17 protein-coding genes are annotated in these 19271 nt (G+C 69.1%); 12 read left to right on the top strand and 5 right to left on the bottom strand.

The annotated features are described in order from the left end of the window. Window positions 1–119: 119 nt before the first annotated feature. The 4 genes from AGI3411_RS19170 to AGI3411_RS19185 form a co-directional block, all read right to left on the bottom strand. Window positions 120–1025, bottom strand: a complete 906-nt coding sequence (locus AGI3411_RS19170; protein WP_129528926.1) for a LysR family transcriptional regulator — start codon at window positions 1023–1025, stop codon at window positions 120–122. A 78-nt stretch (window positions 1026–1103) separates the two neighbouring features. Continuing rightward, window positions 1104–2315 carry a CaiB/BaiF CoA transferase family protein gene (locus tag AGI3411_RS19175; RefSeq protein WP_129528927.1) on the bottom strand — a complete coding sequence of 404 codons (1212 nt, stop codon included), beginning with the start codon at window positions 2313–2315 and terminating at the stop codon, window positions 1104–1106. Beyond that, a complete protein-coding gene (locus AGI3411_RS19180) occupies window positions 2312–3316 on the bottom strand; it encodes an acyl-CoA dehydrogenase family protein (protein ID WP_129528928.1) in 1005 nt (334 codons plus the stop codon). The genes AGI3411_RS19175 and AGI3411_RS19180 overlap by 4 nt, the downstream gene beginning before the upstream one ends. A 10-nt stretch (window positions 3317–3326) precedes the next feature. Next, complete coding sequence (locus tag AGI3411_RS19185) at window positions 3327–4475, bottom strand: acyl-CoA dehydrogenase family protein (protein WP_129528929.1); 1149 nt, start codon at window positions 4473–4475, stop codon at window positions 3327–3329. Between the two features lie 248 nt (window positions 4476–4723). On the opposite strand from AGI3411_RS19185, the gene AGI3411_RS19190 reads away from it, so the two are divergent. From AGI3411_RS19190 to bktB, 3 genes are read left to right on the top strand one after another with little or no spacing between them, the layout of a single operon-like run. Beyond that, window positions 4724–5692, top strand: coding sequence for a Bug family tripartite tricarboxylate transporter substrate binding protein (locus tag AGI3411_RS19190; RefSeq protein WP_129528930.1), 969 nt, complete (start codon window positions 4724–4726; stop codon window positions 5690–5692). A 49-nt stretch (window positions 5693–5741) separates the two neighbouring features. Further along, entirely contained in the window at window positions 5742–6536 is a 795-nt protein-coding gene (locus AGI3411_RS19195) for a crotonase/enoyl-CoA hydratase family protein (protein ID WP_129528931.1), read from the top strand. A 58-nt stretch (window positions 6537–6594) separates the two neighbouring features. Next, the gene (gene bktB, locus AGI3411_RS19200) at window positions 6595–7776 is read left to right on the top strand and encodes a beta-ketothiolase BktB (RefSeq protein ID WP_129528932.1); all 1182 of its coding nucleotides are present in this window, start codon (window positions 6595–6597) and stop codon (window positions 7774–7776) included. A gap of 614 nt (window positions 7777–8390) precedes the next feature. On the opposite strand, the gene AGI3411_RS19205 is transcribed toward bktB, so the two are convergent. Then, the gene (locus AGI3411_RS19205; RefSeq protein ID WP_129528933.1) at window positions 8391–9161 is read right to left on the bottom strand and encodes an IclR family transcriptional regulator; all 771 of its coding nucleotides are present in this window, start codon (window positions 9159–9161) and stop codon (window positions 8391–8393) included. Window positions 9162–9273: 112 nt separating this feature from the next. Here AGI3411_RS19205 and AGI3411_RS19210 point away from each other — a divergent pair, with 112 nt between their 5' ends. The 9 genes from AGI3411_RS19210 to AGI3411_RS19250 all read left to right on the top strand — a co-directional run bounded on the left by AGI3411_RS19210 (window position 9274) and on the right by AGI3411_RS19250 (window position 19271). Beyond that, the gene (locus AGI3411_RS19210; RefSeq protein WP_129528934.1) at window positions 9274–10119 is read left to right on the top strand and encodes an enoyl-CoA hydratase; all 846 of its coding nucleotides are present in this window, start codon (window positions 9274–9276) and stop codon (window positions 10117–10119) included. After that, window positions 10116–12200 carry an acetate--CoA ligase family protein gene (locus tag AGI3411_RS19215; RefSeq protein ID WP_129528935.1) on the top strand — a complete coding sequence of 695 codons (2085 nt, stop codon included), beginning with the start codon at window positions 10116–10118 and terminating at the stop codon, window positions 12198–12200. Before AGI3411_RS19210 ends, AGI3411_RS19215 begins: the two co-directional genes overlap by 4 nt. A gap of 36 nt (window positions 12201–12236) precedes the next feature. Then, window positions 12237–13205, top strand: a complete 969-nt coding sequence (locus AGI3411_RS19220; RefSeq protein WP_129528936.1) for a Bug family tripartite tricarboxylate transporter substrate binding protein — start codon at window positions 12237–12239, stop codon at window positions 13203–13205. A gap of 4 nt (window positions 13206–13209) precedes the next feature. Further along, window positions 13210–14397, top strand: coding sequence for an acyl-CoA dehydrogenase family protein (locus AGI3411_RS19225; protein WP_208748137.1), 1188 nt, complete (start codon window positions 13210–13212; stop codon window positions 14395–14397). Between the two features lie 6 nt (window positions 14398–14403). Then, a complete protein-coding gene (locus AGI3411_RS19230) occupies window positions 14404–15438 on the top strand; it encodes an acyl-CoA dehydrogenase family protein (RefSeq protein ID WP_129528937.1) in 1035 nt (344 codons plus the stop codon). Between the two features lie 70 nt (window positions 15439–15508). Continuing rightward, the gene (locus tag AGI3411_RS19235; RefSeq protein WP_129528938.1) at window positions 15509–16279 is read left to right on the top strand and encodes a class I SAM-dependent methyltransferase; all 771 of its coding nucleotides are present in this window, start codon (window positions 15509–15511) and stop codon (window positions 16277–16279) included. A 153-nt stretch (window positions 16280–16432) separates the two neighbouring features. Then, complete coding sequence (locus AGI3411_RS19240) at window positions 16433–17185, top strand: GntR family transcriptional regulator (protein WP_129528939.1); 753 nt, start codon at window positions 16433–16435, stop codon at window positions 17183–17185. Continuing rightward, on the top strand, window positions 17136–18452 hold the full coding sequence (locus AGI3411_RS19245) for a malonyl-CoA decarboxylase domain-containing protein (RefSeq protein ID WP_165359215.1): 1317 nt from the start codon (window positions 17136–17138) through the stop codon (window positions 18450–18452). Before AGI3411_RS19240 ends, AGI3411_RS19245 begins: the two co-directional genes overlap by 50 nt. Before the next feature lie 27 nt (window positions 18453–18479). Further along, window positions 18480–19271 (top strand): enoyl-CoA hydratase/isomerase family protein, encoded by a 792-nt coding sequence (locus AGI3411_RS19250; protein ID WP_129528940.1) that lies wholly within the window; start codon window positions 18480–18482, stop codon window positions 19269–19271.

The raw sequence follows: 19271 nt of genomic DNA on the forward strand, positions 1-19271 counted from the left end.
GAATCGCTGGTGAAGTCGAACCTCGGTCCGGCGCCATAGCATGGGCCTTGGGGCACCGCTGCGGCGTGGCCATGCTCAATCCTAAGCCTGGCGGCCCGGTTGCTGCAAGCTGCCCGCGTTTATTTCGCGGCCTTGTCCCGGAACGCCTGGCTGGCCATTTCCCGCAGGTTGCGCGTGGCGCTGCGTTCCGTGGCGGGATTCCATGCCAATGAAATGCCGATGGAAGCGTCGGCGGGAAAGTCGGCCAGTGTCTTGTAGACAACGTTGGTGCCGGGATGGCGCCGGCCGCCGGCGGGAACCAGGGCGACGCCAAGGCCGCTTTCGACCAGGCTCAACAGCGTCTGCACCTGGACGGCCTCCTGCGTGATGCGGGGCGTGAAGCCGCGCAGTTGGCAGGCGTTGATCGCGGCCATGCGCAGGCCGGCGGCTTCGGTGGCCGTATACATGATGAAGGCTTCGTCGGCCAGGTCGGTCAGCCGGATGCGGCCGCGCCGCGCCAGCGGATGCGTCTTGGGGATGGCCAGCGCGAACTTCTCGGTCGTGAGCGGCGCCAGCCGCACGTTCGATCCCATCGCCACCGGCACGCGCACGATGCCGACTTCCAGCGTGTCTTCCTCGAGTTCCTGCATGATGCGTATCGACGTGGCTTCGCGCAGCACCACGGTGACGCCCGGATAGCGCTGGCGGAACGGCGGCAGGATGCGCGGCAGCACGCCGTGCGTCGCCGATCCCACGAAGCCGATGCGCACCGTGCCGCCTTCGCCGGCGGCGCCCGCGCGCGCCGCCTGCCGGAACTGATCGGCATGAAACAGGGCGCGCCGCGCTTCGTCCAGCGCCGCCAGGCCGGCTTCGGTCAGCCTGACGCCCTGGCGTCCGCGGATGAACAACTGCACGCCCACCATCTCTTCGAGCTTGCGTATCGAGACGGACAGGGGCGGCTGCGACATGTGCAGCTTTTCGGCCGCACGATGGAAATTCAGCGTTTCGGCCAGGACGAGAAACTGCTGCAGGTGACGGAAATCCATAGTGGCGGTCCGGATAGGGCTTGCCACAGATGATACGGGTTGCATATCGCTTCCTGCATTGGTGCTATCCCTTCGCTATCAGGCAATCGCGCCTTGCCCGCGCAGGGAAGCCAGCGCCGTTTCGTCCAGCGCCAGCGCGCGCGCCAGCACCGCGTCGGTATGCTCGCCCAGCCGCGGCGGGGCCGCGGGTTCGCGTGCCGGCGTGCCGCGCAGGTGCAAGGGGGAACGCAGCAGGCGCAGCGTGCCGTGGCGGGCATCGGCCGTGTCGGCGATCATTCCGCGCGCCGCGATTTCAGGCGCGTTCAGCGCTTCGTCCACGCGGCGCACCGCGCCCGCCGGGATGCCCGCGGCGCGCACGCGTTCCAGCCAGTGCGCGGTGTTTTCTGCGGCGAACAGGGCTTCCAGTTGTGGAATGAGGCGGGCGCGGTTCAGCACCCTGGCGCGGTTGGTTGCGTAGCCCGGGTCCGCGCTCCATTCCGGATGCCCGAGCAGGGCGCAGAGGCGGGCGAACTGCGCATCGTTGCCCACGGCCAGCGCGAACGAGCCGTCGCGCGTGCCGAATATCTGGTAGGGCACCACCGTGGGATGGCCGTTGCCCAGGCGGGCGGGCGCATGGCCCGCCGCCAGGTAGCCGGCGCCGACGTTTGCCAGCACGCTCACCGCGCCGTCCAGCAGCGCCAGGTCGATGTGCTGGCCGCGGCCGTTGCGCGCGCGGGCCAGCAGTGCGGCCAGGATCGCCTGCACGCCGTTCATGCCGGTTACCAGGTCGGTGATCGCCACGCCCAGCTTTATCGGCGCGCCTTCGGGTTCGCCGGTGATCGACATCAGGCCGCTCTCGGCCTGGATCACGAAGTCGTAGCCCGGTTCGGCGGCGCGCGGCCCGCTGCGGCCATAGCCGCTGATGGAGCAATAGATCAATCCGGGATTGATGGCGGCAAGATCCTCGTAGCCGAGTCCAAAGGCCTCCAGCGCGCCCAGCCGGTAGTTCTCGACCAGCACGTCGGCCTGCCGCGCCAGGTCGCGCACGATGCGCTGGCCCTCGGGATGCTTGAGGTTGACGGCGACCGATTCCTTGCTGCGGTTGGCACACAGGAAATAGGTGGATTCGCCGCCGATGTCGGGCGGCGACCAGCTGCGCGTATCGTCGCCCTGTCCGGGCGCTTCGATCTTCCAGACTTCGGCGCCCAGATCGGCCAGCGTCTGGGTGCACCAGGGGCCGGCCAGCACGCGGCTCAGATCTAGCACGCGGATGCCGGCCAACGGCAATTCCTTGGAAGGTTCCGCGCTCATGCCGCTTCCTTGCCGTGAAGCGCGCCGCGCACATACGACAGCGCGTCGTGCGTGCTGGACAGCGCGTGCGCGCCGATGCGTTCGTGCCAGTGGGACTCCGATCCGCCGGCCAGCCGCCATTCGCGCAGCCGCCGGGTGTAGCACTGCAGGTCGTACTCTTCGGTGATGCCGATCGCGCCATGCACGGCGTGTGCGATGTCGGCCACCAGCGGCGCGGCCTGGCTGGCGCGCGCCTTGCCGGCCGCGGCCAGCATCGGGGCGGGTTGGCCTTCGCCGCCCTGGAAGGCCAGCTGCGCCGCCATGCGGGCGGCCCACACCTGTTCGGCCATCACGCTGACCTGTTGCTGCACCGCCTGGAACCGGCCGATGGGCTTGCCGAATTGCGCACGTTGGTTCGCATAGTCCAGCGTCATGGCCAGCACCCGCTCCATGGCGCCCGCGATGAGGCCCGCGTAGGCCGTGGCGGCCAGCACGTCCAGGGGCGCTGCGCCCTCCACGCGCTCGGCGGCGTCCAGCGGCCAGGACGCTTCGGCGGCCAGGTTGCCGTGTACGCCATTGGGCCGGATGCAGGCGGCCTGCGTGGGAAGCAGCCAGGTTTGTCCGCCGGACTCGGCCAGGATGTAGTCCGCGGTCCGCACCCAGGGCACGTTCGCGCCGCGCAGGCGTCCGCCTTCGATGGCGAGGCCTTGCGGGGCCAGCGCGATGGAACCCGTCGCCTGCGGGCGCTGCGCGCGGCTCAGCCAGGCGCGCGCCAGCAGGGTGTGGGCGATGGGATAGGGGCACAGATGGCGGCCTGCCGCCAGCACGATGGGCAGCGCCTCGGCCAGGTCCAGCCCCGCGCCGCCGTCCGCCTGCGGCACCAGCGCGTCGCCGAAGCCGGCGTCTTCGCAGGCCTGCCAGGCCGCGGTGGGGCGTTGCCCCTGTTCGGCGCGGCGGATGACGTCTGGCGTGCAGGTTTCTGCGAACAGGCGTTCGGCGGCGTCGCCAAAAATGTTGTCCATGAGGTCGTCCTTATCGAAGGCCAAGGCCGCGGGCGATGATGCCGCGCAGGATTTCGCGGGTGCCGCCGCGCAGCGAGAACGTGGGCGCCACCTGCTCCAGGTAGGCAAGCGTGCGCAGTAGCGGCAGGGGAGGCGGCTGGTCCGGGCGGCGCGCGAGCGCGTCGCCGATCAGGCGTGGAATGGCCTGCTCCAGTTCGGTGCCCAGGTCTTTCACGAGCGCGGCCTCGGTGGCGGGGCTGAGCCCCGCCGCCAGTTTGCCCGCGATCGACAGGGACATGGCGCGCAGCACCGCCATCTGCGACAGGATGCTGCCGAGCACGGCGCGGGTGCCGGCGTCGTCGGCCTGGCCGCGGCAATGCGCGAGCCAGCATTCCAGCAGCGCGATGCTGGAATAAAGGCGCTCGGGGCCGCTGCGCTCGAACGCCAGTTCCGCGTTCACCTGCGCCCAGCCTGCGCCTTCCGCGCCGATCAGGGCGTCTTCGGTCAATGCCACGTTGTCGAAGAACACTTCGGAGAAATGCGCATCGCCTGCCAGGTCTTCGATGGGACGGATCGAGATGCCCGGCAGCGACAGGTCCACGATGAATTGCGACAGGCCCTGGTGGCGGTCTTCGGCGGTGCCGGACGTCCGGGCCAGCGCGATCATATAGTGCGAGCGGTGCGCGTTGGTGGTCCAGATCTTGCTGCCGTTCAGGCGCCAGCCGCCGGCCTCGGGCACGGCCCGGGTACGGATGCTGGCCAGGTCGGATCCCGATCCGGGCTCGCTCATGCCGATGCAGAAGAAGGCCTCCGCGCGGCAGATGCGGGGCAGGTAGAACGCCTGTTGCGCGGGCGTGCCGTATTTCAGGATCAGGGGCGCGCTCTGGCGGTCGGCGATCCAGTGCGCCGAAACCGGGGCGCCCGCGCCCAGCAGTTCTTCGGACAGGACGAAGCGCGCGAAGTGGCCGCGCGCCGATCCGCCATATTCGCGAGGCAGGGTCAGGCCCAGCCAGCCGCGTTCGGCCAGCTGGCGGCTGAAGCCGGCGTCAAAGCCCATCCAGGACCGGGCCCGTTCGTCGGGTTCCAGGCCGTCCAGCGTTTGCGCCAGGAAGTCCCGGACTTCGGCACGCAGGGCTTCGTCTTCGGGCGGGATGGCGGTGAGTTCTAGCGTATCTATCATTGGGCGCTCCGATGCGGACTGGGGCGCCGTGGCAAGGCGCCGAAGCTCACTATCCGTGAGCGCCCTGAAAGCTGTCCAATATTATTTTTTTGATTTTCGATACGTTATTCATATCGAAGCGGGCGAGCGGCCAATATCCGTTTCGTATCGGAAGCGCAAAAATTAATATTAGACGGCAACTGCCTGCATGCCTACGCTGAGGTTGGCTGCGCGCCCAGCGCGACAAGCGACAACAACAGGAGACAAGCATGAACAAGGCAATGCGCCTATTGGCGCTGGTTTGCGCCGCCTGGCTGGCGCAACCCGCTGCGGCGGTCCACGCCGCCTATCCCGACAAACCGATCCGGCTGATCGTGTCGTTTCCCCCGGGCAGCGGCACCGACAGCAATGCCCGCTACGTGGCCAGGAAAATGGAGGAAAGGCTGGGCGTGGCGGTCACGGTAGAGAACCGGCCGGGCGGCAACAGTTTCATCGCGGCGCAGGCGGTGGCCACGGCGGAGCCCGACGGCTATACCCTGCTGCTGGCCAGCAATTCCCCGGTGGCGACCAATGCCGCCATGTTCAAGCAACTGCCGTACGACCCAGTGAAGGACTTCGCGCCGGTGGCGCGCCTGGGCTATGGCGCGATGGCGCTGGCGGTGAAGGCCGATGCGCCGTACAAGACGGTGGCGGACCTGGTGGATGCCGCGCGCAAACGTCCGGGCGAGCTGAATTTCGGCAGCGGCAGCGCGTCTTATCAGATCGCCACCGAATTGTTCCTGTCCATGGGCGGCATCAAGGCCAATCATGTGCCGTACCGCGGCGCCGCGCCGGCGCTGACGGATCTGGCGGGCGGGCAGGTCGACTTCGTGTTCGCGGATTACGGCGCCGTGATTCCGTTCGTGCAAAGCGGCCGCATGCGCCTGCTGGCGGTCACGGGCGATACGCGCCTGAAGAGCGCGCCGGACACGCCGACCCTGCAGGAGTCTGGCTTTCCGGGCTACTACATGGTGAACTGGACGGCGGCGTTCGCGCCCGCGCGCACCCCGCCGGCCGTGATCGAAGCCCTGTCCGACACCTTGCTGTCGATCTACCGCACGCAGGATGCCGCCGACTTCCTGGCGCGCACGAACTGGGAGGTGTTTCCGGTGGGGCCGAAGGCGCTGGGCGAATTCCAGCGCGAAGAGATTCGCAAGTGGGACCAGGCCGCCCAGCGGGCTGGCATTCCCAAGCAATAAGCAAGCGGGCCGCAGGGCCCGAGTCTTCCATTGAACAGAGGAGGGATCCATGGCGGATCTGGTGCAGTACGAACAGCGTGCGGACGGGGTGGTCACCCTGACCCTGGACGATCCGAAAACCCGCAACGCCCTGACCGGCAGCACGATGGTCGACGAGCTGCTCGCGGCATTCGCCCGCATCGAACGCGACCCGACGGTGCGCGTGCTGGTCATCGCCGCGGCGGGCAAGGTGTTTTCGTCGGGCGGCAACGTGAACGACATGCAGCGGCAGATCGGCCCGGATGTGGGCGGCACCGCGCTGCGTCAAGAATACCGCCACGGCATACAGCGCCTGCCGCTGGCCCTGCATGCGCTGGAAGTGCCCACCATCGCGGCGGTCAACGGCCCGGCCATCGGCGCGGGCTGCGACCTGGCTTGCATGTGCGACGTCCGGATCGCCGCGGAAGAAGCGTCTTTCGCGGAGAGTTTCGTGAAGCTGGGCATTGTGCCGGGCGACGGCGGCGCCTGGTTCCTGCCGCGGCTGATCGGCATGGCGCGCGCGGCCGAAATGTCGTTCACCGGCGACCCCATCGACGCCCGCACGGCGGCCGAATGGGGCCTGGTCTCGCGCGTGGTGCCGGCCGCCGAATTGCTGCCTGCGGCCCATGCGCTGGCCGGCCGCATCGCCGTGAACTCCCCTGACGCGGTGCGCCTCACCAAGCGCCTGCTGCGCGAAAGCCAGCATTCGCGCCTGGATACGCTGCTGGAATTGTCGGCGGCCTATCAGTCTCTGGCGCACAAGACGCCGGCGCATGCGGAGGCGGTGCAGGATTTCGTCGCGCGGCGCGCCGCGCGCAAGGTTTGAGGGGGACGGCGGGTGCGCACCGGCGTTATGATGCAATGCACCACAAGGAGGAAACACCATGAATGAAGTCATCGTTGCGTCCGCCGTCCGCACCGCCATCGGCGATTTCGGCGGCGCGCTGAAAGACGTGCCGCCGTGCGACCTGGGCGCGACCGTCATCAAGGCCGCGCTGGAACGGGCCGCCGTCAAGGGCGACGAGGTCGGCCACGTCGCGGTCGGCCATGTGATCAATACCGAACCGCGCGACATGTACCTGTCGCGCGTGGCGGCCATGAACGCCGGCATCGCGAAGGAAACGCCGGCCTTCAACGTCAACCGTCTTTGCGGCTCGGGCCTGCAGGCCATCGTGTCGGCGGCGCAGACCATCATGCTGGGCGATACGGACATCGCGATCGGCGCCGGCGCCGAAAGCATGAGCCGCGCCCCCTACATCGCGCCGGCCCAGCGCTGGGGCGCGCGCATGGGCGACAGCGTCATGCTGGACATGATGACCGGCGCGCTGTCCGATCCTTTCGGCCGCATGCACATGGGCGTCACCGCCGAGAACGTAGCGGCCAAATTCGGCATCAGCCGCCTGGACCAGGACGCCGTGGCGGCTGAGTCGCACCGCCGCGCCGCGGCCGCCATCGATGCCGGCTACTTCCGCGACCAGATCGTGCCGGTGGTGATGAAGTCGCGCAAGGGCGAAGTCGTGTTCGACACCGACGAGCACGTGCGCCGCGATGTGTCGGCCGACAGCCTGGCGACGCTCAAGCCGGTCTTCAAGAAAGAAAACGGCACCGTCACGGCGGGCAATGCTTCGGGCTTGAACGACGGGGCGGGCGCGGTGGTGCTGATGAACGCCTCGGTGGCGGCCAAGCGCGGCGTCAAGCCGCTGGCGCGTCTGGTCGCGTACGCCCACGCGGGAGTGGACCCCGACATCATGGGCATCGGCCCGGTGCCGGCGACCCAGGCCGCGCTCAAGCGCGCGGGCCTGACCGTGGACCAGCTAGACGTGATCGAGGCCAACGAAGCCTTCGCGGCGCAGGCATGCGCCGTGACGCGCGAGCTGAAGCTGGACCCGGCCAAGGTGAACCCCAATGGCAGCGGCATCGGCCTGGGCCACCCGATCGGCGCCACCGGCGCGATCATCACCGTCAAGGCGCTGCACGAGCTGCAACGCGTGGGCGGCCGCTATGCGCTGGTGACCATGTGCATCGGCGGCGGCCAAGGCATCGCCGCGATCTTCGAGCGCATCTGACGCTCTTGGAGCCGCTCCCCCAAAGGGGGCGGTAAGCACGCCGCGCATTCCTGGCCCCGACGTCGCTCGCGGGCCAGGAATGAAACCTGGTGTCAGACACCCTGGAACACCCGCTGCAACTTGGGTGAGTGTCTCGTAGGGGTGTCAGACACTGCACGCTTGCACGCAGTTTCGTGATGCGGGCGAGCTGCGGAGCGCCGCCCGCAACCGCAGGACATGGCGTAAGCCCCAAAAGGCCGCCCGCGCGGCCGGCCTGGGGCGGGCCCTGCAAGATCTTCCGCGGCAGCACCGCTCGTCATCAGAACCCTAAGAACGCCAGTCTCCCCAGCGATCGAGGAATCTACGCCTACCGAGCCGGACGCGGCGGGGGCCTGGGGTGCGTGGGGAGTCGATAAGCCCGAGGGAATCTGAAGGAACCGCCGAAGGCGGTGACGAAGATGACAAGGGGGGGAGGCCGGAGCGAAGGCTCCGGGCCGCAATCGTTGACCCGCGCGCCCCAGGCACTCGACGTGGCTGGCGGCCCGGGAACGAAACCTGGTGTCAGACACCCAGGAGCATCGGCTTCAACTTGAGCGAGTATCTCGTAGCGGTGTCAGACACGGAGGCCTTCGCCTCTACTGACCCAAATAATCCTCCGCCCAAGCCTGGCATTCGGCGCGCAGCAGCGCGCCCATCTGCGCCCGCCGGGGCGCGTCCAGCCGGCTGCTGATCGCGCCGAAGCTGAATGCCACCCACGTCAGTTCCGACACCCGGAACGCCGCGCCCACCCCGGAGACGCCGGGCGTGATGGTGTCCACGATTTCGGAATGGCCCGCCGAGCGGGTCTGTTTTACCGCCTTCATCAGCGCGGCGCTGGACACGCCGATCTGGGCGTAGCTGGCGGCGTGCCGCGCATAGAGCGACGCGATCTCCTCGTCCGGCAGGGCGGCCATCAGCGCCAGCCCGCCCGCGCCCACGCCCAGCAGGCGCCGCTCCCCCTGGTCGATGGTGAACACCTTCACGGGGAACGAGCCGGCCTCGCGCAGCAGGCACAAGGCGTAGTCGCCCTGGCGTATCACCAGGAACACCGTATCGCCCGATAGCCGCGCCAGTTTCTGCGCGAAGGGCCGCAGCGCGTCCAGCAGCGGTGTGCGCCGCAGCGCCGCGAATCCCAATTGCATCGAATCCACGCCCAGGCGGTAGCGCCGGGTGCGTGCGTCGCGTTCCGCGAATTGCTCTTCCAGCAGGCTGCTGAGCAAGCGGTGCGCCGTGGAACGTTCCAGCCCGGTGGCGGCCATGACGCCTTGCAGATCGATGCCTTCTTCCTGGTGCTGCGCCAGCACGCGCAGCAGGGCCAGGGCGCGGCGCATGCTCTGGGTGCCGCCGGTTGAAGCTGTGTTGCTCATAATGTGGGAAATAGTTTGTGAATATTTTGTATTTTAGGATTTCGGGTGCGTTAATTCAATCCAACGGACCGCGCCGCCTTCCAGGGCGCGGCAGAACAAGGATGAGGAGACCATGGAATACGCCACCCTGGCCGTCGAGCGGCACGACTCCGTATGCCGCATCAGCCTGGCGCGGGAATCCGCGCGCAATGCCCAGAGCCAGCAGATGCTGGACGAACTGGACGACGCCCTGACCCGCGCGGAGCAGGACGACTCCGTGCGGGTCGTGGTGCTGGCGGGCCGCGGCGCCCATTTTTCCGCCGGGCACGATCTGAAGGAGGCCCAGGCCAAGCGCGCCGACTTCACGGTGGAGGAGCGCTGGGAGTACGAATCGCGCCGCTACTACGGCTACTGCCTGCGCATCTGGGACTTCCCCAAGCCCACCGTGGCCCAGGTCCAGGGCGCCTGCGTGGCGGGCGGGTTCATGATCGCCAATATGTGCGATCTGGTGGTGTGCGCCGATACCGCGTACTTCTCCGACCCGGTGGGCCATACCTTGGCGGCCGCGGCCACGGAGGTGCTGATCCACCCCTGGGTGATGGGGCTGCGCAAGGCGAAGGAAATGCTCTACACCGGCGAAAAGGTCGATGCCCAGGAGGCGCTGCGGATCGGCATGGTGAACCGCGTGGTGCCCGAGGCCGAACTGGACGCCGCGACGCTGGCGCTGGCGCAGCGCATCGCGCAGGCGCCGCCATTCGGCCTGCGCCTGATCAAGCGGTCCCTGAACCGCACGGCCGACGCGCAAGGTTTCCGCACGGCGCTGTCGGCGCATTTCGACACCCATCAGCTGTCGCACCTGAGCGAAGAATTCCAGGCCGTGCGCGGGCGCGGGCTGGCCCAGGCGATCCAGCGCAACAAGGATCTGCCATCGCGCGAAGCCGGGGCGCAGCCCGGCGGCAAGGCGAGCGAGTCCGTATGACCGCGGCATTGGAATCCCTGCTCAATCCGCGTTCCATCGCGATGATCGGCGCCAGCGCCGACGCGGGACGCATCGGCGGCATGCCCCTGGATCTGTTGACGCGCTTCGGCTACGCGGGCGGCATCTACCCCGTGAACCCGAAGTACCAGGAGGTGTTCGGCCGGCGCTGCTGGCCCGACATCGAATCCGTGCCCGAACCGGTGGACCTGGCGGTGCTGGCGATCGCCGCCGCGGACGTGACGCCCATGCTGCGCCGCTGCCACGCCCGGGGCGTGCGCGCGGCCATCGTGTATGCGGCGGGTTTCGCCGAGGCGGGCGGAGAGGGCGCGCGCCTGCAGGACGAACTGGAAGCGTTCGTGGCGGAAAGCGGCATGGCCGTGGCCGGCCCGAACTGCATGGGCTTCGCCAACCTGAACACCCAGGCCTACACCGCGTTCGCATCCGTGTTCAAGACCGCGCCGGCGCAGAGCGGGCCCGGCACCGTCAGCCTGCTGACGCAGAGCGGGAACGTATGCGCCGCCGTGTACGCCATCGCGCGCCGGCTCGGCCTGCCGTTTTCGCACTTCATCAATACCGGCAACGAAGCCTGCCTGGATTTTTCGCAGTACCTCGAATACCTGGCCGCCGATCCGCAGACGGAAATCGTGCTGGGCTATATCGAACAGCTGCGCGACGGCGAGCGCTTCATCCGCGCCTGCCGCGAGCTGGAGCGCCAGGGCAAGCTGCTGATCGCGCTGAAGGCGGGCACGACCGACAAGGGCGCGCAGGCGGTGCAGTCGCATACGTCGGCGCTGGCCGGGGACCGGCGCGTGTACGGGGCGGCCTTCCGCCAGCTGAACGTGATCGAGGCCACGGACTTCGCGCAGATGGCGTACCTGGCAAGCCTGGCGACGCTGCGCCACCGCAGCGCGGGCAAGCGCGTCGCGGTGCTGACGATGTCGGGCGCCCTGGGCGCCATCCTTGCGGACAAATTCATCGGCGCGGGACTGGAACTGCCCGACCTGCCGCCGGACCTGCAGGCCGTGCTGCGCGGGGGCATTCCCGATTACGGCATGGTGGGCAACCCGGTGGACGTGACGGGCAATGTCGTTAATGATCCGGACTTCGTGCGCACCGTGCTGCAGGCGCTGGCGACCAGCCCGGCCATCGACGCCGTGGTCGTGTATGCGCCCGGCTACATGCTCGACCGCATGGCCGGCGCGCTGGCGGACGTGTCGCGCGCGCATCCGCGCCTGTTCGTCGCCATCGATACCGGCCTGGCCCAGAGCCGCGCCGCGCTGCGCGAGGCCGGAGTGGCGGTGTTCGAGGACCTGGGCCTGGCGGTCTCGGCGCTGGCTCCCTATCTGCTGTGGTGCGAGGCGCGCGGCGCAAGGCGCATCGCCCCGGCGCCGGCGCTCGCCGCGGCGACGGCGCCGGCGCTGCCGTGCAACGAGGCGGATGCCCGCGCCTACGTGGCGGCCTTCGGCCTGCCGCAGGCGCAGGCGCGCGCCGCCCGCAGCGCGGACGAAGCGGCGGCGGACGCGCGGGCCGCCGGCTACCCTGTGGCGCTGAAGATCCTGAGCCCCGACATCGCCCACAAGACGGAGGCGGGCGGCGTGGCGCTGAACCTGGCGGACGACGAGGCCGTGCGCGGCGCGTACCGCGCAGTGACGCAGGCCGCGGCGGGGGCGCAGCCGGACGCCCGCATCGATGGCGTGATGGTGCAGAAGATGGAACGCGGCGTCGCCGAAATCATCGTCGGCGCCACTCGCGATCCGGTCTTCGGCCCCGTGCTGACCGTGGGCCTGGGCGGCGTGCTGACCGAGCTCTACCAGGACACCAGCCACCGCCTGCTGCCGGTCGACGAAGACATCGCCTTGCAGATGCTGCGCGAGCTCAAGGCGTTTGCGCTGCTGGACGGCTACCGGGGCAAGCCCCGGGCCGATGTGGCGGCGGCGTGCCGGAGCATCGTGGCCGTGGGCAACGCCTTGCTGGCGGCTCCCGCGGACGTGGCGGAAATCGAAGTCAATCCATTGCTGATCAAAGAGGCGGGACAGGGCGTCGCGGTATTGGACGCCTTGATCCTGCCCGCAACCCCGTAGCGCGCGAGCGCAATGCAATCCCAGGAGGAGACAAGCATGATGAAGAGACTATTGGCCGGCGTGGCGCTGGCGTGCATCGGCGCCGCCGGCCCGGCGCAGGCTCAGGATAACTATCCCAACCGCCCCGTGCGCATCGTGGTGCCGTTTTCGCCGGGCGGCGCGACCGACATCATGAGCCGCGTGCTGGCGGAGAAGCTCGGCGCCAGGCTGGGCCAGCCGGTGATCGTGGAGAACAAGCCGGGCGGCGGCACGATGATCGCTTCCGACTACGTGTCGCGCGCCGAGCCCGACGGCTATACCTTGCTGATGGCGGCATCGTCGCTGGGCATCGCGCCCAGCATTTATGCCAAAGTCAATTACGACCCGATCAAGGACTTCACCCCCGTCACTCAGGTGGCCTCGGTGGTGCACGTGCTGGAAGTGCATCCGTCGGTTCCCGCCAAGAACGTGGGCGAGCTGATCGCCTACCTGAAGGCGAATCCGGGCAAGGTCAGCTATGGGTCGGTGGGCACCGGCAGCTCCACCCACCTGGAGGCGGAACTGTTCAACAGCATGGCGGGCGTGCAGATGGCGCACATCCCGTACAAGGGCAGCGCGCCGGCCTTGAACGACCTGGTGGCGGGCCGCCTGCAGGTCATGTTCGACGCCTGGGCGTCGTCCGGGCCCTTCGTGAAGGACGGCAAGCTGCGCGTGCTGGCGGTGACCACGGCGCAGCCTTCGGCCTCGGTGCCGGACCTGCCGACGGTGTCGGCCTCGGGCCTGCCCGGCTACTCCGCCATGCCCTGGCTGGGCCTGGTGGCGCCCGCCGGTACGCCGAAGCCGGTGGTGGACAAGCTCTACCAGAACCTCGCGAAGATCCTGGAACAGCCCGACGTCAAGGCGCAGTTCGTGGGGTTGGGGCTGGACATCATCGGCAGCGACCCCAAGGCCTTCGGCGCGTTCATCCGCCAGGACGTCGCGACCTGGGCCAAGGTCGCGCGCGATTCGAACATCCGCCTGGAGTGACGGCATGACCCAGATGGAAACCGCCGCGGCGGACGACGAGACGTTCCGCCAGGCGCTGCGCGCCTGGCTGGAGTCGGCCTACGCACGATTCGTCCGCGGCTGGCCGGGCGGGGCCGACCCGCGCAACCTGGATTTCCGGCGCGCCTGGGAAGACACCCTGTGCGCCAACGGGTGGTCGGGGCTGGGCTGGCCCAGGGAGTACGGCGGGCGGGCCCTGCCGCTGTCGCGGCAGGCGGTTTTCCACGAAGAGCATGCGCGCTGCGGCGCACCGCTGGGCGTGAACCTGATCGGACACGGCATTCTCGCGCCGACGCTGCTGCATTTCGGCAGCGAGGCGCAGAAGCGCCGTTTCCTGCCGGGCATCCTGTCCAACCGCGAAGTGTGGTGCCAGGGCTATTCCGAACCGGGGGCGGGTTCCGACCTCGCTTCCGTGCGCACGCGGGCAGAGCCGGCGCAGGGCGGCTATCTGCTCAACGGGCACAAGATCTGGACTTCGTTCGCCGACCGGGCGCAGCGCTGCTTCGTGCTGGCGCGCACGGATCCGCAGGCTTCCCGGCACAAGGGCCTGAGCTTCCTGCTCGTCGATATGCGCAGTCCCGGCGTGCGCGTGGAACCCATCCGCCAGCTCACGGGCGAGGCCGAGTTCTGCGAAGTGTTTTTCGAAAACGTGCGCGTGCCGCGCGAAGACCTGCTGGGCGAGGAGAACCAGGGCTGGAAGATCGCCATGGCCGCGGCCAGTTTCGAGCGCGGCACCTACTTCATCCCGCGGTTGGTGCGGTTCGCGCAGGAGCTGCGGCAGGTGCGGGCGCTTGCGCTGCGCGCCGACGCCTACGGCCGCGTGCCGGCGTCCTCGGCCGCCGTGCGCCATCGCTGGGCGCGCCTGGCCGCCGACAGCCACGTGCTGGCGCTGAAATCGCAGCGCGCCCTGGCCGGCGCCATGCGCGGCGATCCGCCGGGCCCGGAGGGATCCTCTACCAAGATCCATTGGAGCGAAGCGCACCAGCGACTGCTCGAACTGTCGCTGCTGCTGCTGGGCGACGATGCCTGCCTGGCGGACGGTTCGGCGGATCCATGCGCGGCCGGCCTGGTGCACGCCTATCTGTGGTCGCGCGCGGAAACCATCCTGGCTGGCACATCGGAGATCCAGCGCAACATCATCGCCGAGCAAATGCTCGGCCTGCCCAAGGCTTGAATTCCCATGGACCTGCATCCGACCGAAGACCAGCGCATGCTGCAAGACGCGGCCCAGCGCTACCTGGCCGAACGCCATCCTCCCGCCGTGGCCCGCGCGGCGGCCGTCCGGCCCCAGGAGGCACGCCTCGCGCAATGGCGAGAAATCGCCGGGCAGGGCTGGCCGGCCCTGCTGGCGCCCGTTACGCATGACGGGCTGGGGCTGGGCATGCGCGAGGCCTGGATCGTGGCCGAGGCCGCCGGACGGCATCTCCTGAGCCTGCCGCTGGCGGCCAACATGGCGGTCCTGCCCACACTGTGCGCGGCGGGCGCGGGCGGACCCGTGGCGCAGTGGGCGGCCGCGATGATGGCGGGCGACACCTATTTCGCCGACGCCGCCTTGCGGCCCGACGGTTCGGCCTTGGTCGAAGGGGCCGGCGTGCGCGCGCTGGCGCTGCGCCGGACGGGCGCCACCGCCTTGCGGGTGGAGCTACACGCGCCCGTGGCGGGCGAGGCCGGGCTGGATCCGACCATGCCCGTGAAGCAGGTCCGTTCGCCCGAAGTGCTGGAGAGCGCCGACCTGGAGGTCGCGCCGCAGACGTGGGTGCAATTGCGCACCCGGCTGCTTCTGCTGCGGTCGGCCGAATTGCTGGGGGCGGCCTCGGCGGCCCTGGACGCGGCGGCGGCCTATGCGCGCGAACGCCGCCAGTTCGATCGCGCGATCGGCGCGAACCAGGCGGTCAAGCACCGCCTGGCCGATGACTGGATGGCCCTGGACGACGCGCGGCTGGCGGGTGTCGCGGCCGTCGGGGCGCTAGATGCCGGCGCCGGGTCCGCGGAGCGGGACAGTCTGTTCCCGCCGTTGCTGGCCGTCGAGGCCGGCCGGCGTGCCGCCCAGAACGCCGTCCAGGTCCACGGGGCGCTGGGCGTGACCTGGGAATGCGATGCGCATCTCTACCTGAAGCGCGTGTTGCGCCTGGCGGCCTGCCTGCAGGCGGAAGCGTCCTGCACGGATCTGCTGGAACGGATCTGGGAGAGCGGCGCGGACAGGCTGGCGGCCTAGTTGCGCAAAGCGCCGGTTCGTGTGCACAGGCCGCGGGGCGGGCAGGCGGACTCCGACCTACAATCCCGCCATGCATAAATCGACCTTTCCTTCCGAACTCGACCAGCCCACCCTTTCCGAGGTGGACGGCATCCGCTATCTGCACTTCAACACCGAATGGGTCCAGGGCGCGATGCGCATCAAGAACCCGTCGGAACTGGTGCTGGAATACACCAGCCAGATGATGGCCTGGCTGCTGTTCCTGGAGCCGCCCAAGGAGGAAGCCATCGGCATGCTGGGCCTGGGCGCCGGCTCGCTGGCGCGATTCTGCGTCAAGCATACCCGCGCGCCGCTGCTGGCGGTGGAATGGAACCCGCGCGTGACGGCGGCCTGCCATATGTTCTTCCGGCTGCCCGGATCCAACCGGCTCGAAGTCGAACACGCCGACGCCGGCGTCTGGGCGGCCGACCCGCTCAACGCGGGGCGTTGCCCGGTGCTGATGGTCGACCTCTACGACGCTTCGGCCGAGGGGCCGGTGCGCGACAGCGTGAAGTTTTACCGCGATTGCCGCCGGGTGCTGGGCGAGGTGGGTGTGCTGGCCGTGAACCTGTTCGGCCGCCACGAGAGCTTCGGCAGGAATATCGACAATTTGTCGAAGGCTTTCGACGACCGGGTAGTGCTGCTGCCCGAAATCGACGCGGGCAACCAGATCGTGCTGGCTTTTTCCGGCCCGCGCCTGGCCATTTCGCCGGCCCAGCTACTGGGCCGGGCCGAGATCGTCGAGGCCCGCTACGGCCTGCCGGCGCGCCGCTGGGCGCGCTCGCTGACCCGCCACGCCGTGGACGGCGTGCTGCACTTCTAGGCGAGGGCGCGCCCGTCCTGGGCGGTGCGGATCCATTAGGGTAGGTACGGAGGCGGAAGGGGCTTTACCTTTCCGCCCGTCCGGACCTATCATGGGCTTATTCATAATTATGAATTACGGCAGGCTTGTGGCAAGCTCGCCGGCCATCGCCCCATGACCCTGCCCATCGTCCGTCAAGCCCTCTACCTGGAAGTCGCCGACCGCCTGCGCGGCATGATCCACGCGCGTTCCCTGCGCAACGGCGACTGGATCGACGAACTACGCCTGGCGGGCGAGCTGGGCATTTCCCGCACGCCCCTGCGCGAGGCGCTGAAGGTGCTGGCCACCGAAGGGCTGGTGCGGCTGGAACCCCGGCGCGGCTGCTTCGTCAATGAACTGTCCTCGCAAGATCTCGAAGACATCTTCCCCCTGATGGCCATGCTGGAAGGGCGCTGCGCCTTCGAGGCCGCGCGCAAGGCCAGCGACGAACAGCTGGCCGCGCTGGAGCCGCTGCACGCCGAACTGGCCGGCCATGCCGAGGCCGGGCGCATCGATGCCTACTACAAGACCAACTATCTGATCCACGAGGCGGTGCAGGCCCTGGCCGGCAACCAGTGGCTGTCGGACATGGTCGGCAACCTGCGCAAGGTCCTGAGCCTCTCGCGCCACCGCAGCCTGTCGCAGCCCGGCCGGATCCAGGAATCCTGCGCCGAGCACCTGGCCATTTTCAAGGCGCTGAAGGCGCGCGACGGTGACGCCGCGCAAGCGCTCGCGCACAACCACCTGATGCGGCAGCTGGAAGCGCTGCGCGCATTGAGCCATGCGGACGCCGGCGATCCGGCGTCGTCAGAACCCATCGTCATCGAGGAGCCCGCCCATGTCCGGACCCGTCCATCTCGCACCCGCGCGCGGCGCGCGCACGCCTGAGCCCGAGGCCGATACCGTCGACGCTGCCGCCGAGGCGGAAAGCGCGGGCCTGATCACACGGCTTGGCCGGCTGTGGGAGCGCGGCCGCCTGCCAAGCGAATCCGAAGTCCGGCGCCTGTTCGAGGCGCGGCTGACCGACGTGGCCGCCAACAAGCTGGCGCGCCGCTGGTGCGAACAATATGCAGCGGCGGATGGCAAGGACCGGCGGCTGATGCTGGCCGCGCTGGCGCAGGCGCGCGGCTCCTTCCCCGAAGGCGGCGGCGAGGGCGTGCGCCTCTTCAAGCGCTTCAACGCCCAGCCCCAGGGGCTGCGCTTTCTGGTGGAACTGCGCGCGGACATGCTGCGCTGGCGCAAGCAGGTGGCGGGCATCCAGGTGCTGGACAAGGATCTGGAAGGCCTGCTGTCCGCGTGGTTCGACGTGGGCCTGCTGGAATTGCGCCCGCTGACCTGGGATTCGCCGGCCTCGCTGCTGGAAAAACTGATCCTCTACGAGGCCGTCCACGAGATCAAGTCCTGGGACGATCTGCGCCGCCGCGTGTCGCCGGACCGCCGCTGCTACGCCTATTTCCACCCGCAGATGCCCGGCGTGCCGCTCATCTTCGTGGAGGTGGCGTTCGCCAGCCAGATGGCCGACGACGTGCAGGTGCTGCTGGACAGCACGCTGCCGCCGCAGGACCTGGACAAGGCGCGCTGGGCCATCTTCTATTCCATCTCGAATACGCAGCCGGGCCTGAAGGGCATCAGTTTCGGCAACTTCCTGCTCAAGCGCGTGGTCGAGCAGCTGCTGGACGAACTGCCCAAGCTCAAGTCCTTCGCCACCCTGTCGCCGATCCCGGGCTTCGCGGATTGGCTGGGCAAGCTGGAGGCCGAGGCGGTCGAGGGCATCGTGCGCGAGGACAAAGTCCGCGCCAAGGCCCGCAAGCGCGAGGGCGTGCCCGACGGACGGCGCTGGGTCGAGCGCCTGGCCAAGGCGGCCCAGGGCGAAACATCGGACGTGGTCAAGCGGGCGGGTTTCCGCCTGGCGGCCACCTATCTGCAATCCATGAAGAACGGGCTGCCGGTGGATCCCGTGGCGCGGTTCCACCTGGGCAACGGCGCGCGCATCGAACGGCTCAACTGGGCGGCGGACACGTCGCCCAAGGGGCTCAAGCAGTCTTGCGCCATGATGGTCAACTATCTTTACGACCTGGATGAACTGGATGACAACCTTGCCCGCCTGGGCGAAGGCAAGCCCCAGGTCAGCCGGGGCGTGGGGCGCGTGGCCTAGAACGACAAAACAAAGAGGGCAGGGGTCATGACGGAAAATGTGGCCGGCCGCGTGCTGCTGGAGCGCGAGGGGCAACTGGCCCGGGTGACGCTATCGCACCCGGGGCGCCTGAACGCGATCACGGTGGGTATGTGGCATGAATTGCGCGAGGTGTTCGAGTGCATCGCGCAAGACGATGGCGTGCGTTGCGTGATCGTGCGCGGCGAAGGCGGCAATTTCGCCGCGGGCGCCGACATCCGCGAGTTTCCCGCCCAGCGCGCGGACCTGGCCGGGGTACAGCGCTACCACCGCGAGGTGCTGGCGCCCGCCCTGCGGGCGGTCGCTCATTGCCCGCAGCCCGTAGTGGCCCAGATCGAGGGCGTCTGCGTCGGCGGCGGGCTGGAAATCGCCAGTCAATGCGACCTGCGCATCGCCGGCCGTTCGGCGCGCTTCGGCGTACCGATCAACCGGCTGGGCTTTCCGATGGCGCCCGATGAAATGAGCGGCCTCCTGGCGCTGGCCGGGCGCGCCGCCACCCTGGCCATCCTGCTGGAGGGGCGTGTGTTCGGCGCGGAAGAAGCGCGCGAACTCGGCCTGCTGACCCGCATCGTGGCCGATGGCGAGGTGGCCGACGCCGCCGCGCAGAGCGCCCAGCGCATCGCGCGGGGGGCGCCGCTTGCCGCGCGCATCAACAAACGCCTGTCCCGCAGGCTCGCCGCAGGCGGAGCCTTGACCGAGGACGAATACCAGGATTATTTCTCTTACGCCGAAAGCCGGGACCACAAGGAGGGCGTGCGCGCTTTCCTGGCCGGTGTAGATCCTTCCTTTTCCGGAGACTAG

This window comes from Achromobacter agilis, assembly GCF_900496965.1.
Taxonomy (GTDB): domain Bacteria; phylum Pseudomonadota; class Gammaproteobacteria; order Burkholderiales; family Burkholderiaceae_B; genus Achromobacter; species Achromobacter agilis.